Consider the following 14,124-nt stretch of genomic DNA (forward strand, 5'->3'; position numbering starts at 1 on the left):
GATTAGCTCAGCTGGGAGAGCACCTCCCTTACAAGGAGGGGGTCACTGGTTCGAGCCCAGTATCGACCACCATTCTTTTCGTAAAGAATTAAAACATTATGAAATCCCAGGTCGATTAGCTCAGCTGGGAGAGCACCTCCCTTACAAGGAGGGGGTCACTGGTTCGAGCCCAGTATCGACCACCATTCTTCTTCTCCCCTTTTCAGTTTTACTTCATCAATTCTTATCCAATTCGTATATTCTATTCTTATCCGCTATAAACGATTATTCAACTAACCAAAGTTACATCTTAATCTAGTATCCAATCCCCCTTATACCTTGAATCCTAAAACTCAAAGTAATACCCGAAAGCTATAGCCACTCTCATATTGCCAATCTTTTACGCTAAATTATTTGCTTGGTATTTTTGCCACTCATCACTGTTGTCTACTATTCTTTTAAGATAACCCTTCGTTGGACAAACCTTATGGCAGATGTCAGCCAATCCGCTTCATTAGCAAGTATTGCGGCCTACTTAAAACTCACTTGCCAATACGATCAAGATACTGCACTGGTGGAAGCTAAATCAGTGATGAAAAATTTAGTTCAAATGCGCCAAAAAGGTTTTATAACAGGTTGGTATTTTGATGAAAATGGTCACCTTGAATTGTTACCGAGTGACCAGATCATGCAGCAGATCTCTCCCAATAAATAAAGGGGAAGAGTCAAGTATGGAATTTGAAGCAGGATAAACATAAAGCTAAAGACCCGCTCATGACTTGCGGTATAAACCGATATTGATCCCCCCTTCCTCTCAAGACATTTTGCCGTTACTGCTCCATCAATAACGAATCTGATGTCGACTGAGGTTGGACAAGCTTATATACGACCAATACCAACACCATCAATCCCAGTAAAGATCCTAGCACTACACCTTGCCAGCCCCATACCAGCCAAAATGGCAGTAAATAGGGTCCACCGATTGAAGCACCTAAGTAATAGCTGCATAGATACAATGCCGTGGCTTTGGCACGATGTTGCTTAGCTCTATAAGCAACCCAAGCGTTACAGCTACTATGAACGAGGAAGAAACCAAACGCTGAGAGCAAAAAGCCAACAAATATAGATCCTAAAGTATCAAATAAGGTGAGTAAAGTTCCCGCAAATAACGCCGACACGGAGCAGATAAAGACAATCTTGAGCCCAAACCTGCCCAGCCATTTAGCCGAACAATATGAAGCATAGGTCCCGCTGAGGTAGCAAAGAAATATCAGCGTCACTTCAAAGCGGCCTAAGTTAAATGGGTTATCCATCAAATGCAGCTGAATATAACTAAACTGGTTTACCATCACCATGAAGGCCAACCCACCGACAAGGTAAATAAGCCGAAGTTTAGGATCCCCTAAATGATGACAGAAACCGTAAAAGTCAGCTTTCTTGAGCGGCCATCTACCGAGTTCAATCTCAGGTTTTTCAAAATGGCTTTTTGGTAGTAAGTAAGTCACAACAAGTGTCCCAATTAATGACACAGCTGTTAGTAGTGCCATCGCTTGTTGCCAATCTAAATACTGTGCCATTGCGCCGCCAAGCAAACGCCCAGCTATCCCCCCAACACTGTTAGCCGCGATATAGATTGCACCTGCCTTTAACAGGGCATTATTACCCAGCTCATCTTTAAAATAGGCCATCGCCATAGCAGGTACAGATGCAAGCAAGGCTCCCTGTACCATTCTAAGCTGAATCAGTTGATTAAATTCTGTGATAAAAAAGGCACAGAGATCCAGAGCAACCAAGAGGTACAGACTCACCAGGATAGGTTTTTTACGACCGACACGATCAGATAGTACCGCAAATAGTAACAATGAAAACGCCATGGTAAAGCTGGTGACTGACAACAACAACGTTGCATGGCTTGTTGCAACAGAGAATGAATCCGCAATAAGCGGTAACATGCCTTGGACTAAATACAAGTTAATAAAAATAACCATTGAAGCAATAGATAAGCCAATGATTAGGCGGGTTTCACTACCATCTTGTTTTGCCTGAATGCGGGTATTCATGGGGGCTAACTCAAATTATCTCATTGTTCGATAGAATAGCAGTGGTCTCCCCATAGAAATAACAACTAATAAACACCATAGTTATTGATTTTTGTTATAAAACTTTTAAGCTAGAATTCTCAGAACAAACAAAAATACACTAACAGCAATAAGCCCAACGGATTTCAATTCGACTAGCTTATTTGCAAAACTCAGTAGAGCAAAGATGGATATTAAACAGCTAAAATACCTAGATGCGTTAATTACGGCAGGTAGCTTCACTAAGGCCGCCGAGCGGCTCAATATGGCTCAGCCTGCATTGAGTCAAAGCATTAAACGCCTCGAGCAGGAACTGGGGGTCACTCTCGTTGATAGAGGGGCAAATAAAAGCAGTAAAACGCTTTCGCTAACCGCCGAAGGCAGTGCTCTACATCAACATGCCAAGCTGATAATCAAAAATATGGCGCAAGCAGAAGCACATATCAAATCGATGGCAAACCTGACGATGGGCGAAGTCAGAGTTGCCGTGCCTGGTATGCTAGGGTCATATTATCTACCTAGACGGTTAATGGCATTTCGTCACCAACATTCAGAGCTTAAGTTATCCCTGTTTGAAGGCGGAACTCGGGACACTCTAAGGATGCTACAAAATGAAGATGTCGATATCGCCATCATTACCGCCAATGATCTTACCGATGAGTTTGACAGTCACCTGCTACTACAGGAGCAGATGGTCGTCGCCGTAGGTAGAGAGCACCCTTTAGCTGAGTCTGCCACAGTTTCTCTTGAAGCGTTTTTTCAACATGAACTGGTATTCTTTAAACCCGGTTACTTTCACCGAGATTGGATGCTTGAACAGGCAGAGAAATTAGGTCTTAAAGCAAATATCGCCTTTGAAACCAACCTGATTAATCTCATTAAACAAGTCGTAGCTCAGGAATATGGAATAACCAGCGTGTTAGAGATGGTGATAGAAAAACACGACAATATCTACGCTAAGCCCTTTAATCCACCTATTTTTTTGGACTTGCATATCGCCTGGAAGAAGCAACGCCCTATCAGTCAAGCCGATAAGGCGTTCGTTGAGTTTCTGATGCAAAACCGTTAGCAAAGACCCAAGTATTTTTAGTACTCCCATGCTGCGGTAAGCGCTCTACTCCATCGTTCAGCCAAGCTTGACCAAGCTGATAGAGTGATCGTTGAGTTTCTGATGAAACACTGTTAATTAGCGTCAGCTTGGTTTTCTGGTATAGCATCAATAAACGCTTGCAACGTTAAGCAATGTGCATTTATGCGCTCAATATTAGGGTATGGGCTCATGTCGACATTAAAACGCTTAGCATTATACACCTGAGGCACTAAACAGACGTCGGCAAGACTTGGACTATCACCAAAGCAGAAAAGCCCACTATGTTGCGCTAATTGCTTTTCCAAGGCCGTAAAGCCTTCTTGAACCCAACGGTGGTACCAGACCGTTTTTTTCTCATCTGTGATAGCGAGCTCGCTAGATAAGTATTGCAGCACTTTTAGGTTATTCAGCGGATGAATCTCGCAAGCAACCGTAAGTGCCATGGCGCGGACAGTAGCCTTATCGAATGACGAACAGGGCAGCAATGCCACCTCTGGATAAACTTCATCAAGGTATTCAATAATGGCTAAGGATTGAGTTAATACGCGCTGCTGACCATTATTTTCAATAATTAAACTAGGCACTAACTCTTGGGCATTGATCTGTTGGTATTCATCTTTATGTTGCTCACCACCATCTTTAACCAAATGTACTGAGACTTGCTCGGCTACAAGTGACTTAAGATTCATGGCAATACGTACACGATAAGCGGCGCTGGAGCGCCAATATCCATATAATTTCATCTTAGTTGTTTCCATATCTCAATCATCCTTTTGCGTTGTCCAGCACTGAGTTTGCCAAGTTAAATATAACAAAAAGGCTAACCCCTAAGGATCAGCCTTTAAACTCGTCGTCTAACAAAATACCATTAAGCTTTGTATTCGACGACCTGCTGATCAATCGAACCAAAAATACTGTTGTTGTCATCATCCAGCATTTCGATACGAACACGATCACCAAAGCCCATAAAGGATGTCGATGGTTTACCATCTGCAATGGTCTCAAGCATCCGCGTTTCTGCAAGACAGCTTGAACCAGCACTGCGATCATAATTTGAGATAGTGCCTGAACCGATAATCGCACCCGCGCCCAATGGACGAGTTTTAGCCACGTGAGAAACTAGCTGGCTAAAGTTGAACGTCATATCAATACCCGCATTTGGACGTCCAAAAAGCTCACTGTTTAAATGTGTTATTAGTGGAAGGTGAACTTTAGAGTCCAGCCACTTATCTTCTAGCTCGTCAGGTGTCACCGCCACAGGGGAAAAGCTACTAGATGGCTTTGACTGGAAAAAGCCAAATCCCTTAGCAAGCTCACCAGGAATAAGGTTTCTTAGTGATACATCGTTCACTAACATTAGCAACTTAATATGCTGCGCGGCATTATCGACCGTTACCCCCATGGGTACATCGTCGGTGATCACCGCAATCTCTGACTCAAAGTCTATGCCCCACTCTTCACTACCAAGCGGGATATCAGCCTTAGGGGCAATAAAGCAGTCTGAACCACCTTGATAAACCAGAGGATCTGTCCAGAATGTTTCTGGCATCTCAGCTCCACGGGCTTTACGCACTAATTCAACATGGTTAACGTACGCGCTGCCATCGGCCCATTGATAAGCTCTTGGTAACGGAGACAAGCACTTAGACTCCTCAAAATCAACAGCGTTATCCATCATCCCCTTGTTTAATGCATCGTACAGTTCAACTAGTTGTGGGTTGAGCAGTTCCCACGCATCCATCAGTTGTTGCATCGTATGAGCAATAGCAGGTACGGCAACGGCCTTAGTCAAATCTTTACTGACCAACATCAATTGACCATCACGGCGTCCATTATCATAACTGGCTAACTTCATCCTAACTCCTAATAAATTGTGGCATAACTGCGATGCGAGTTGTTGTTATTTTGCGTTTGCAGCGAGCGTTAACCAAAATCGAAACTTGGTCATAATTTAAAAACTGACTATAGAATGACATCAACTCACTACTCAGTGGAATAGTGTGAACAAAATCACACTGAATCACTTTAACCTCGCCAGTGTAAACTTATAGATACAGCTCATAAATAATAGGCTTAGCGCAATGTTTTAGGTCGAAAGCTGCCTACCTAAGCAGCAATCAACGGCAAACTTCATTTACACCTACTTTGGCTTGTTGATCTTATATTCTCTAAGTTTGTTAGCGATTGCTGTATGAGACACGCCTAACTTCTTAGCTAATTGTCGAGTACTGGGGTAAGCGGGATACAGTCTTCGCAAAAGGCTGGCTTCAAACTGTTTCATTGCTTGCTCAAGACTTCCCTCAAACTGATGGTCGAAATAACCAAAACCTTCTGCATATGAGGGTAGCTTTAGCTGTTCAACCGTGAGTTCAGCACTGCCATCCCACATAGATACGGCTCTAAAAATCGCGTTTTTAAGCTGGCGTACATTGCCAGGCCATGCATAACCTAACAGGTGCTCACGACACTCACCTGATATACGGCGAATTGGGATCGATAGCTGCTGACTGTAATGCTCTAAAAACATCTCAGTCAGTGGGATGATATCGACTTTACGTTCACGCAAAGAAGGCACGTGGAAACTCAATACATGGATACGGTAATAAAGATCTTCTCTAAACTCGCCACTTTGGCATAACTCGGCAAGATTTTTTTGAGTCGAGCAGATAATTCGCACATCACTGCGGATCTCCTCATCGCCCCCTACCCGTCTAAAGGTACCGTCTTGTATGAATCGTAATAGCTTAACCTGAGCAGCCTTCGACATCTCGGCAATTTCATCAAGAAAAATCGTTCCGCCCTTTGCTTCCTCAATAAAGCCACGCTTGACCACATTGCCATTGCTAACAAAGCCAAAAAGCTCTTCTTCGGCGGCGCTGTCAGGCATCGCTGCACAATTAATCGCAATAAAAGGGTGTTCACGGCGCATGCTTGCATCATGGCAAGCACGAGACATTAACTCTTTTCCAGTCCCCGTTTCACCCGTAATCAATAACGGGGCATCGAGCTGTGCCATACGGCGAGCCTGAACCAGTACCTCTTTCATCTTGTCACTGGTTGCAAGCACATTCTCAAAACCACTAGACTGATTTTGTAAGGCGTTAAATTGTTTGCCTAAACGCGCGGGAGATTTCAGCGATACCACAGCACCGGCTAAAATAGGTGTCTCACTACCACTATCGGGTAAATAAATAGGTAACATCTCAGCTAAGTATTCATTCTCTCCGATATTCACCCGTGTCGCTTGAGCTAGGACTGTTGTTTCACTTAACCAACGGCTAAAGTTGAATCCCTGCACCCAATGATTTATTGGCTCATCTATCACTTCATGCTCGGCCATTCCAACTGTGTGTAAGGCCGATTCATTGACGATACGGATCCGTCCTTTGACATCGAGAGAGAACACAGAGTCCGGTAAGGTCTTCAATAATGTTTTTAATGCGTAATGTTCCTGTTCAGACGGCATAAATGACACCGTCCGTACATCATGTACGCCTTCTACTTTTCGAATAAGGGGGAGTAATTCACTGAGTGTATCGAAACTCACTTCGGCAAATTGTAGATACAGAAAACCTTGGTTGCTTGCATCAATAGCAAACAAATTAATCCCATAGCCTTCCATAATCAATAAGATATCTTTGGCGAGACCCACTCGGTCTAAACAGCTGACTTCCAAGCGCATACTATTGCAGTTCCCTTTTTAAATACTCGTTATTGGGATATAACAACCATCAGAAGTGAGTTTGTACGGTTTAGGGAGTAGCCTTAAAAGCAACATCCACTTCTGTAATCGTCTATACCCAAGCCACCTGAAGATGCAGAGTTCAGTGGGAATTTAATCCGCTTTAAGCAAGGCGTTGATTGCAGCTAATGGTTGTTCCCTTAGCAAGATCAATAACGCAGCAGAAAGTGCATTAAAACCCATCGAAGAAGGCTTTGCGCAAGCCCACTTCATTGTTGCACTAGCTTAAAAGGGAGTCACCATTCCTACGCTAATGCGCCTAGAATTGAACTCACGCAAGGCCTCTGAAATGAGCAGGTTCAAGTCGTTTGGGTATATACGTTAGAAGTTTATCTTTGCTGTGGCAAGTCTTGTTTACAGCTGATTTGTAACATAAAGAAAATAAAAGCGTATCAGTGGAACTAACACGCCTGTAATACTGGAGGTTTAACGAATTCATCCTGCAATAAAACTGCTATTTATAACAGTTAAAATCCTGAAACTTACTGAAATAAGGTGTCAGTCTTAGCCGCCATGATAAAGTCATTCTTGTGTAGACCCTTTATTGAGTGCGACCACCAAGTTACCGTCACTTTACCCCATTCTGTTAAGATCCCTGGATGGTGAAACTCGGCTTCGGCTAAGTCAGCAAGCTTATTCGTAAACTCCATCGCTAACTTGAAGTTTTTAAACTTATACACGCGCTCCAACTGCATAACGCTATCGCGAACCTCAACGCCCCAATCGGGAATTTTTGCGATTAACTGCGCCAGTTCATCATCAGTCACTTTAGGTGCATCAGCCTGACATGCTTCACATTTCATTTGCGCTAATTCAGTCATCTTTCTTCCTTAATTATTCTTACAACACGTAAATAATTGCTCTAGTTTATTTTTTACAGGAACGCCACTAGCAGCTCCACTTAGCTAACTCGCTTTGGTAGGAAACTTAGCAGAAAATAATCCCAGCTTTTTTGCCTTGTTGACTGCAGCCATAATATCCATCTCGGCGATTGTGCCCAAGTCGCTAATATCTTCAATGGCGTAGTAGATTGGCTGCATAATATCAATCCGATAGGGTGTACGTAGCACATCAACTAAATCAAACGGCCTAATTTCAGGCTCCGGGCCCATAACATACAGAGTCTCACCAGGGGAGCTTAAAATCCCTCCGCCATAAATTCTCAGTTCATCACTCTTAGAACGCAACAAACCAAACTCAACTGTAAACCAGTATAGCCTTGCTAAGAAAACCCGCTCCTCTTTACTCGCTGCCAGCCCCAATTGGCCATAGAGGTGAGAAAAGTGGGCAAAAGATGGATTGGTAAGTAATGGACAGTGCCCAAATACCTCATGAAAAATATCGGGCTCTTGTAGGTAATCCAGCTCCTCTCGGCTACGAATAAAAGTTGCCACCGGAAAAGATTTATTAGCCAGAAGCTCAAAAAATTTACCAAATGAGATCAGCGCAGGAACAGCGGCTGTTTTCCAACCAGTCGTTTGTATTAAGACATCGTCAACCTCAGAGAGCTGCGGTACTCTATCGCTCGCAAGTCCAAGTTTATTCAGACCATCGAGATATTCTTGACAGGCGCGCCCCGGTAAATTGGCTCGCTGCCTTTGATAAAGCTCTGACCAAATTTCATGCTCATTTTGAGGGTAGTCAATATACCCATCGGCATCAGGCAAGCGGGCTGTATAATTTTGCTGTTTGCTCATAGTTATTTACTCATTATTCTAACCAGCAGCGCAGAGCAAATTTCAAACGGATGCTCTACAGCTGATAAGGAGTGCTTACTTCATACTTAACTAAAGCAACAAAATTGTTAACCCGGTCACAGTTTATTCTTCACCAGCAAAGAAGCATCAAGTGTAATGGATATGTTACACACAGAAGTACTCCCCTCTCTAAATCGTGAGTTTTCCTAAGCTTGAAGCGTATATAGAAATTGACACAAGCTGAATCAATGGTCATACAGCTTCAAATTTTCGACATCTACAACATCACATCATTTTCCTGCTGAAGTTAACATCAGCAAATCTAATTTTCAGGCTGCTATTGGCTTTAAGGCCGATAAGCTCCTCAACTTTCACACAAAATAGCAAATAAACTTAATTTACAACTCGCTTTAAGCAAATCTTCACCATCTGAGCGTTATTTCGGTATAGAATGGAGGTTTGTATGCCAACTCCTGATTTAGAGTAGATAGGATTAGAATGAAACAACATAAAATTCGCAAAGCAGTTATCCCAGTAGCGGGCTTAGGAACTCGAATGCTTCCAGCCACTAAAGCTATCCCAAAAGAGATGCTGCCGGTTATGGACAAACCGCTGATCCAGTATGTTGTCAACGAGGCTATCGCTGCGGGAATTAAAGAGATTGTCTTAGTTACTCACGCCAGTAAAAACTCAGTTGAAAATCACTTCGACACCAGCTTTGAGTTAGAGACTCAGCTTGAGCGTCGCGTTAAACGCCAACTATTGGCCGAAGTACAGGCTATTTGCCCAGAAGACGTCACCATCATCAGCGTACGTCAGTCACAAGCTAAGGGCTTAGGCCACGCAATTTTATGCGCCAAAAGCATTATAGGTGACGCGCCCTTTGCCGTGCTGTTACCGGATGTGCTGATCGATGACGCAAGCAGCGATTTGAGCAAGGACAACCTTGCCGATATGGTTGCCCTTTATGATAAAACCGAAGTCGGTCAAATCATGGTTGAAGGCGTACCTCATGATCTTGTAAATCAATACGGTATTGCCGATATCAATGGCGCAGAACTCAAGCCTGGTGAGTCACTACCGCTAACGCAATTGGTAGAGAAACCAAATATTGAAGATGCGCCATCTAATTTAGCCGTGGTTGGCCGTTATGTGTTGCCAGCCGAGATCTGGTCATATCTCGCAAAAACACCGGCCGGTGCAGGTGATGAGATCCAGCTAACAGACGCCATTGCTATGTTGATGGAAAACCAAACCGTCAACGCATATTACATGCAAGGTAAGAGTCATGACTGCGGTAATAAATTAGGCTATATGCAGGCCCATGTTGAGCATGCGCTGCGTCATAAAGAAATTGGCTCAGAGTTTGCCGAGTACCTCAAGGCTATCGTTAAGTCGCTTAACTAATGCCTGTTGAACATCAGCCTAGATTAAAGGATTGTAAATAATGACGATTTTAGTTACTGGCGGCGCGGGTTATATCGGAACCCATACAGTTGTTGAGCTGCTTAATAATGGCAGTAACGTAGTTATCTTAGATAACCTGAGCAACTCAAGCGTTACGGCGCTAGAAAGAGTCGAGCAGATCACTGGTAAAAGGGTAACCTTTTATCAAGGCGATGTACTCAATCGAGCTTTCTTGCAGAAACTATTTACAGATCATGATATAAAATCAGTCATTCACTTCGCAGGCCTAAAAGCCGTCGGTGAATCAGTGGCGCAGCCACTACGTTATTATGAAAATAACGTCACTGGCACCATCGTCTTATGTGAAGTCATGGCTGAGTTTAACGTTAAGAACTTAGTCTTTAGCTCATCAGCCACCGTCTATGGTGATCCTGCCAGTCTGCCTATCACAGAGGACTTTCCTACAGGAGCAACTAATCCCTACGGGCAGTCCAAATTGATGGTAGAGCATATACTTGCCGACCTTTATCACTCAGACAACAGCTGGAATATCGCCCTATTAAGATACTTCAATCCTGTTGGGGCTCATAAGAGTGGGCTAATCGGTGAAGATCCCAATGATATTCCGAATAACCTGATGCCGTTTATTACTCAGGTTGCCGTCGGAAAGCGTGAGCAATTAAGTGTATTTGGCAGTGATTATGATACGGTCGATGGCACAGGTGTACGCGATTACATCCATGTGGTCGATCTCGCTATCGGCCACTTACGGGCCCTCGATAAGCTACACACCCAGTCTGGATTGGTTACCTATAACTTAGGTACAGGCCAAGGTTACAGTGTACTTGAGATGGTTAAAGCCTTTGAAAAAGCCAGCGGTACCACTATTAAATATCAGCTAGTTGAACGTAGAGCTGGCGACATCGCAGCATGTTACGCAAATCCAGAGAAAGCACATAAAGAGTTAAACTGGCAAGCGACTCACAACATAGATGATATGGCGCAAAGCAGCTGGCACTGGCAATCTAGCAACCCGAATGGTTACGCAGTTGAAAGCTGAGAAGTTTAGAGAATAATGCTAGGTTCTAGGCTCGAGTACTAGCTGGTTCTAAGTTCTAGGCTCGAGTACTAGCTGGTTCTAGGTTCTAGGTTCGAGTACTAGCAGGGTCTAGGTTCTAGGCTCGAGTACTAGCAGGTTCTAGGTTCTAGGCTCGAGTACTAGCAGGGTCTAGGTTCTAGGCTCGAGTACTAGCAGGGTCTAGGGTCTAGGTTTGGAAAAATAGAAAGAAAGCTAAACGGTACAAGCTTTTGTTTTTGCTTTTCCTAGGTTCTAGAAGTGCAACCGCCCTCGCAGTGAGCCTGCGAACGTTCTAGAACCTAAAATCCCTGTAAGCCAACAAACTTACAATCTTAATACCTTCTAAAAATGAGCCTATAAATGAGCAGCATTAATCAAAGCAGAAGAAGACTTTTCAACCGCAAAAATAATGATGCTGTTCGTCCTCCTTGGGTCAAGCAATCAATCGAATTCACCGATGAATGTACTCGTTGCGATAAGTGTATATCGGCCTGTGAAACAAAAATCATAGTCAAAGGCGATGGTGGTTTCCCTGAAGTCGACTTTAAGATTGATGAATGCACCTTCTGCCAAGAGTGTGCGAATGTCTGCCCTGAAGGTCTCTTTGAAGATACTGACACCACGCCGTGGCAAGTGAAGGCCAACATCCAAGATAACTGTATGGCATATCTAGGGATCTGGTGCCAAAGCTGTAAAGACTCCTGTGACTCCCGCGCAATTAGCTTCACTCTTGCAGTGGGAAAAGCCCCTCTACCTCAAATCGATCTTGAAGCTTGTACAGGCTGCGGTGCTTGCGTGGCTCCTTGCCCATCGACAGCTATTATAGTTCGCACTGCGTAAAAACAGCCAAAAATATGACATATTAGCGCCAAATTTAAGTGGTTTTGTTTCCTCGAATTTCAAGGTAACATCTAAACAACTTAGACTGACAGTGACACCATTATGTTTAGAAAAAAAAGAAGCGGCGGGTTAACATTTATTGCTCAAGGCACCAAATTTACTGGCGAAACTGAGTTTTCAGCTGAAGCCCTTATTGCTGGCGAACTCTTTGGTAAAGTAAGTTCCAGTAGTAATATCACTATCGAAGAAGGTGGCCTTATAGATGGTAAGCTTCACTGTGCAGAGCTAAGGGTCTCAGGTACTTTTCGCGGTAAACTGACTTGCGAAAAGCTTAATATTACCAGCACAGGTCTTGTCGATGGTGAGGTGAATTGCCAGTCAATGGAAATTTTTGAAGGCGGTCAATTTATCGGAATGCGCGTAAGAGATGACATTGCCTTCTTACCCTCAAGCTCGGTACCTAAGCAGGAACACGGCCAATCAACTAAAGAAGAAACGATTGAAGACGCGGAACTCAGTATTAGTTAACCTCCATCCTGCCTATTTAATGCTAGCAGCTTTATCACGTTATCCTAGCTAGCATTAAATCCAAATCTCCTGCTATACGACTTGCCTACAATCGCTCTACAACTGCGCTGAACTATTGTTTTTATACTCTCTCAGTAAAGCGAGAAATTCAATTTCTGACCTATCGAGTGAATCTGTTGAGATGAACAAGTGATAGCCTAAGTGTGTATTCAATAACCGACAACGGTGGCCAAACATCGCTAGCACCCCCTTATAACGATCATCGTTTTCAATAAAAGGCGTAAACTCTGCGCTCATCTGCTCCTCTAACACAGACAAATCTTCATCTTGAGCAGAAGCGGTCATCAACAAGGGACGTTGCTCGGTTAATAAGCCCGCAGCTAACCGCAGTGAAATACACTCTAAAACAGGGCTGATCTGTTTTAACTTTACGCCAATATAAGGTAAGTCTAGGGTGTCTAGCCCCTGAGAAACGCGCGGTTGATCGAAACGTTGGATATTGTGCCATTCAATAACAACCTGGCCACGACGGTGAAAATAAGTCAGACCCTCATCAGTCAATTTTACCGTCACCTCCGGCTCGACTAACTTAGCCCCCCCGAGAACCAGTGCAATTGCGCCAGATGCAAAACAGATAATTCCAGGTGCAAATAGATGACTTCCGGATAAGAAGAGCCCTAATCCTGCAACCACAGCTAGGCCACCAGCAAAAGTCAGTGTTAACCCATTGCGTTTAATAATGGGGCGGATCAGAACAGCTTCATTTATCAAGGTCTACGTACTCTTAGCAATTAGAATCAAGGTTCTAGATTTAGTCTCTGGCAGTTATAGCAATATTTTATCAAGGTTAAAGCACTTTCGCAGCAGAGATATCATCTTCAGCGTTATCCGCTGTATGACTCGCCTTATTCTTATCATTTGGACTCTCACTCAACTTTTGCTCATGTTTGAGCTTAAACCAGAGTAAACCTAGGTATTCATGAATTGCCTTTTGCGATGACAACAGACTCTGGGCATCGAAACGCCACCAATAAGAGGTTCGTTGAGAAAAATCGGTAGGAGCAGCAACCGCATTAAGCTTGGCATTGGTAAAAATAGCCATTGCACGCGGCATATGGCTTGCCGATGTGACTAAGCGAAAAGGCGCATCTTCGACCTCCCACTTCATAAATTGTGCTTCTTCTATGGTATCTTGCGCTAATGGGAATTTAATAATGGCCTTAGGCGATACACCGAGTTCCACAGCAGCATCAAACATCACGTCGGCGTGTGAGCGAGATGAAAGCCCCCCACTCCAACCACTAACCACTAGTTTGCAGCCATGACCTAAAGAGAGTTGGTGAACGCCCTCGGTCAATCGGGCTAAAGCAGTATCTGATAGCTGTTGTACCGCGGTCAAATTAGCGTTTTCATCATGACCACTACCAAGCACCATCACCAAGCAGCCATGAGCTATAGGCTGATTATTAACTGGATATTGATCTTCCAATGGTGCGAGCAACCAATTACTGCCCCAACTACTGCTCAAAGTGATCAGTAACGCGGCCGTTATGGCTAATAACGCTCTCGAAGACTGACGGTTACGCATAACTAGATAAGCAAGTGCGATAAGCAGCAACACTAAAGGGACTGGCATGAAAAACTGCGACACTATCTTTTTTAACCAAAACATAAAGCAGCCAAAA

At 43.7% G+C, this 14,124-nt stretch carries 14 protein-coding genes and 1 tRNA gene; 7 read left to right on the forward strand and 8 right to left on the reverse strand.

All coding sequences use genetic code 11. The features are described 5' to 3' along the window. Positions 1–109 precede the first annotated feature (109 nt). Positions 110–185: transfer RNA gene (locus Q1A86_RS19785), tRNA-Val, on the forward strand. Between the two features lie 281 nt (positions 186–466). After that, a complete protein-coding gene (locus tag Q1A86_RS19790) occupies positions 467–694 on the forward strand; it encodes a hypothetical protein (RefSeq protein WP_041410880.1) in 228 nt (75 codons plus the stop codon). 115 nt (positions 695–809) lie between these two features. Here Q1A86_RS19790 and Q1A86_RS19795 read toward each other — a convergent pair whose 3' ends face one another. After that, complete coding sequence (locus tag Q1A86_RS19795; protein WP_299810737.1) at positions 810–2,039, reverse strand: MFS transporter; 1,230 nt, start codon at positions 2,037–2,039, stop codon at positions 810–812. A 205-nt stretch (positions 2,040–2,244) separates the two neighbouring features. On the opposite strand from Q1A86_RS19795, the gene Q1A86_RS19800 reads away from it, so the two are divergent. After that, positions 2,245–3,126 carry a LysR family transcriptional regulator gene (locus Q1A86_RS19800; protein ID WP_299810740.1) on the forward strand — a complete coding sequence of 294 codons (882 nt, stop codon included), beginning with the start codon at positions 2,245–2,247 and terminating at the stop codon, positions 3,124–3,126. A gap of 113 nt (positions 3,127–3,239) precedes the next feature. Here Q1A86_RS19800 and maiA read toward each other — a convergent pair whose 3' ends face one another. The 5 genes from maiA to phhA all read right to left on the reverse strand — a co-directional run bounded on the left by maiA (position 3,240) and on the right by phhA (position 8,586). Beyond that, positions 3,240–3,890, reverse strand: a complete 651-nt coding sequence (maiA, locus tag Q1A86_RS19805; RefSeq protein ID WP_299810815.1) for a maleylacetoacetate isomerase — start codon at positions 3,888–3,890, stop codon at positions 3,240–3,242. A gap of 125 nt (positions 3,891–4,015) precedes the next feature. Then, positions 4,016–5,002 (reverse strand): fumarylacetoacetate hydrolase family protein, encoded by a 987-nt coding sequence (locus Q1A86_RS19810; RefSeq protein WP_299810743.1) that lies wholly within the window; start codon positions 5,000–5,002, stop codon positions 4,016–4,018. Between the two features lie 285 nt (positions 5,003–5,287). Next, positions 5,288–6,829 carry a transcriptional regulator TyrR gene (gene tyrR, locus Q1A86_RS19815; protein ID WP_299810746.1) on the reverse strand — a complete coding sequence of 514 codons (1,542 nt, stop codon included), beginning with the start codon at positions 6,827–6,829 and terminating at the stop codon, positions 5,288–5,290. 542 nt (positions 6,830–7,371) lie between these two features. Then, the gene (locus Q1A86_RS19820) at positions 7,372–7,710 is read right to left on the reverse strand and encodes a 4a-hydroxytetrahydrobiopterin dehydratase (protein ID WP_299810749.1); all 339 of its coding nucleotides are present in this window, start codon (positions 7,708–7,710) and stop codon (positions 7,372–7,374) included. Positions 7,711–7,794: 84 nt separating this feature from the next. Further along, entirely contained in the window at positions 7,795–8,586 is a 792-nt protein-coding gene (gene phhA, locus Q1A86_RS19825; RefSeq protein WP_299810752.1) for a phenylalanine 4-monooxygenase, read from the reverse strand. 498 nt (positions 8,587–9,084) lie between these two features. On the opposite strand from phhA, the gene galU reads away from it, so the two are divergent. The 4 genes from galU to Q1A86_RS19845 all read left to right on the forward strand — a co-directional run bounded on the left by galU (position 9,085) and on the right by Q1A86_RS19845 (position 12,439). Beyond that, positions 9,085–9,993 carry a UTP--glucose-1-phosphate uridylyltransferase GalU gene (gene galU, locus Q1A86_RS19830; protein ID WP_299810755.1) on the forward strand — a complete coding sequence of 303 codons (909 nt, stop codon included), beginning with the start codon at positions 9,085–9,087 and terminating at the stop codon, positions 9,991–9,993. Between the two features lie 40 nt (positions 9,994–10,033). Further along, positions 10,034–11,053: a UDP-glucose 4-epimerase GalE gene (gene galE / locus Q1A86_RS19835; RefSeq protein WP_299810758.1), complete on the forward strand. Its 1,020-nt coding sequence runs from the start codon at positions 10,034–10,036 to the stop codon at positions 11,051–11,053. Positions 11,054–11,431: 378 nt separating this feature from the next. After that, positions 11,432–11,911 (forward strand): ferredoxin-type protein NapF, encoded by a 480-nt coding sequence (gene napF / locus Q1A86_RS19840; protein ID WP_299810761.1) that lies wholly within the window; start codon positions 11,432–11,434, stop codon positions 11,909–11,911. Positions 11,912–12,013: 102 nt separating this feature from the next. Then, a complete protein-coding gene (locus tag Q1A86_RS19845; protein ID WP_299810764.1) occupies positions 12,014–12,439 on the forward strand; it encodes a polymer-forming cytoskeletal protein in 426 nt (141 codons plus the stop codon). 96 nt (positions 12,440–12,535) lie between these two features. Here the strand turns inward: Q1A86_RS19845 and Q1A86_RS19850 are convergent, their stop codons facing one another. Then, positions 12,536–13,210, reverse strand: coding sequence for a DUF2982 domain-containing protein (locus Q1A86_RS19850; protein ID WP_299810767.1), 675 nt, complete (start codon positions 13,208–13,210; stop codon positions 12,536–12,538). A 76-nt stretch (positions 13,211–13,286) separates the two neighbouring features. Then, positions 13,287–14,111, reverse strand: coding sequence for an ElyC/SanA/YdcF family protein (locus Q1A86_RS19855; RefSeq protein ID WP_299810770.1), 825 nt, complete (start codon positions 14,109–14,111; stop codon positions 13,287–13,289). Positions 14,112–14,124: the final 13 nt, after the last annotated feature.

Origin of the sequence: uncultured Shewanella sp., assembly GCF_947497935.1 — a bacterium.
Taxonomy (GTDB): Bacteria; Pseudomonadota; Gammaproteobacteria; order Enterobacterales; family Shewanellaceae; genus Shewanella.

Coding starts and splice junctions, on each gene's coding strand:
- maiA (WP_299810815.1), bottom strand. CDS start 3,890: ATGAAATTATATGGATATTGGCGCTCCAGCGCCGCTTATCGTGTACGT.
- napF (WP_299810761.1), top strand. CDS start 11,432: ATGAGCAGCATTAATCAAAGCAGAAGAAGACTTTTCAACCGCAAAAAT.
- Q1A86_RS19795 (WP_299810737.1), bottom strand. CDS start 2,039: ATGAATACCCGCATTCAGGCAAAACAAGATGGTAGTGAAACCCGCCTA.
- phhA (WP_299810752.1), bottom strand. CDS start 8,586: ATGAGCAAACAGCAAAATTATACAGCCCGCTTGCCTGATGCCGATGGG.
- galE (WP_299810758.1), top strand. CDS start 10,034: ATGACGATTTTAGTTACTGGCGGCGCGGGTTATATCGGAACCCATACA.
- Q1A86_RS19810 (WP_299810743.1), bottom strand. CDS start 5,002: ATGAAGTTAGCCAGTTATGATAATGGACGCCGTGATGGTCAATTGATG.
- Q1A86_RS19800 (WP_299810740.1), top strand. CDS start 2,245: ATGGATATTAAACAGCTAAAATACCTAGATGCGTTAATTACGGCAGGT.
- Q1A86_RS19820 (WP_299810749.1), bottom strand. CDS start 7,710: ATGACTGAATTAGCGCAAATGAAATGTGAAGCATGTCAGGCTGATGCA.
- galU (WP_299810755.1), top strand. CDS start 9,085: ATGAAACAACATAAAATTCGCAAAGCAGTTATCCCAGTAGCGGGCTTA.
- tyrR (WP_299810746.1), bottom strand. CDS start 6,829: ATGCGCTTGGAAGTCAGCTGTTTAGACCGAGTGGGTCTCGCCAAAGAT.
- Q1A86_RS19855 (WP_299810770.1), bottom strand. CDS start 14,111: ATGTTTTGGTTAAAAAAGATAGTGTCGCAGTTTTTCATGCCAGTCCCT.
- Q1A86_RS19845 (WP_299810764.1), top strand. CDS start 12,014: ATGTTTAGAAAAAAAAGAAGCGGCGGGTTAACATTTATTGCTCAAGGC.
- Q1A86_RS19790 (WP_041410880.1), top strand. CDS start 467: ATGGCAGATGTCAGCCAATCCGCTTCATTAGCAAGTATTGCGGCCTAC.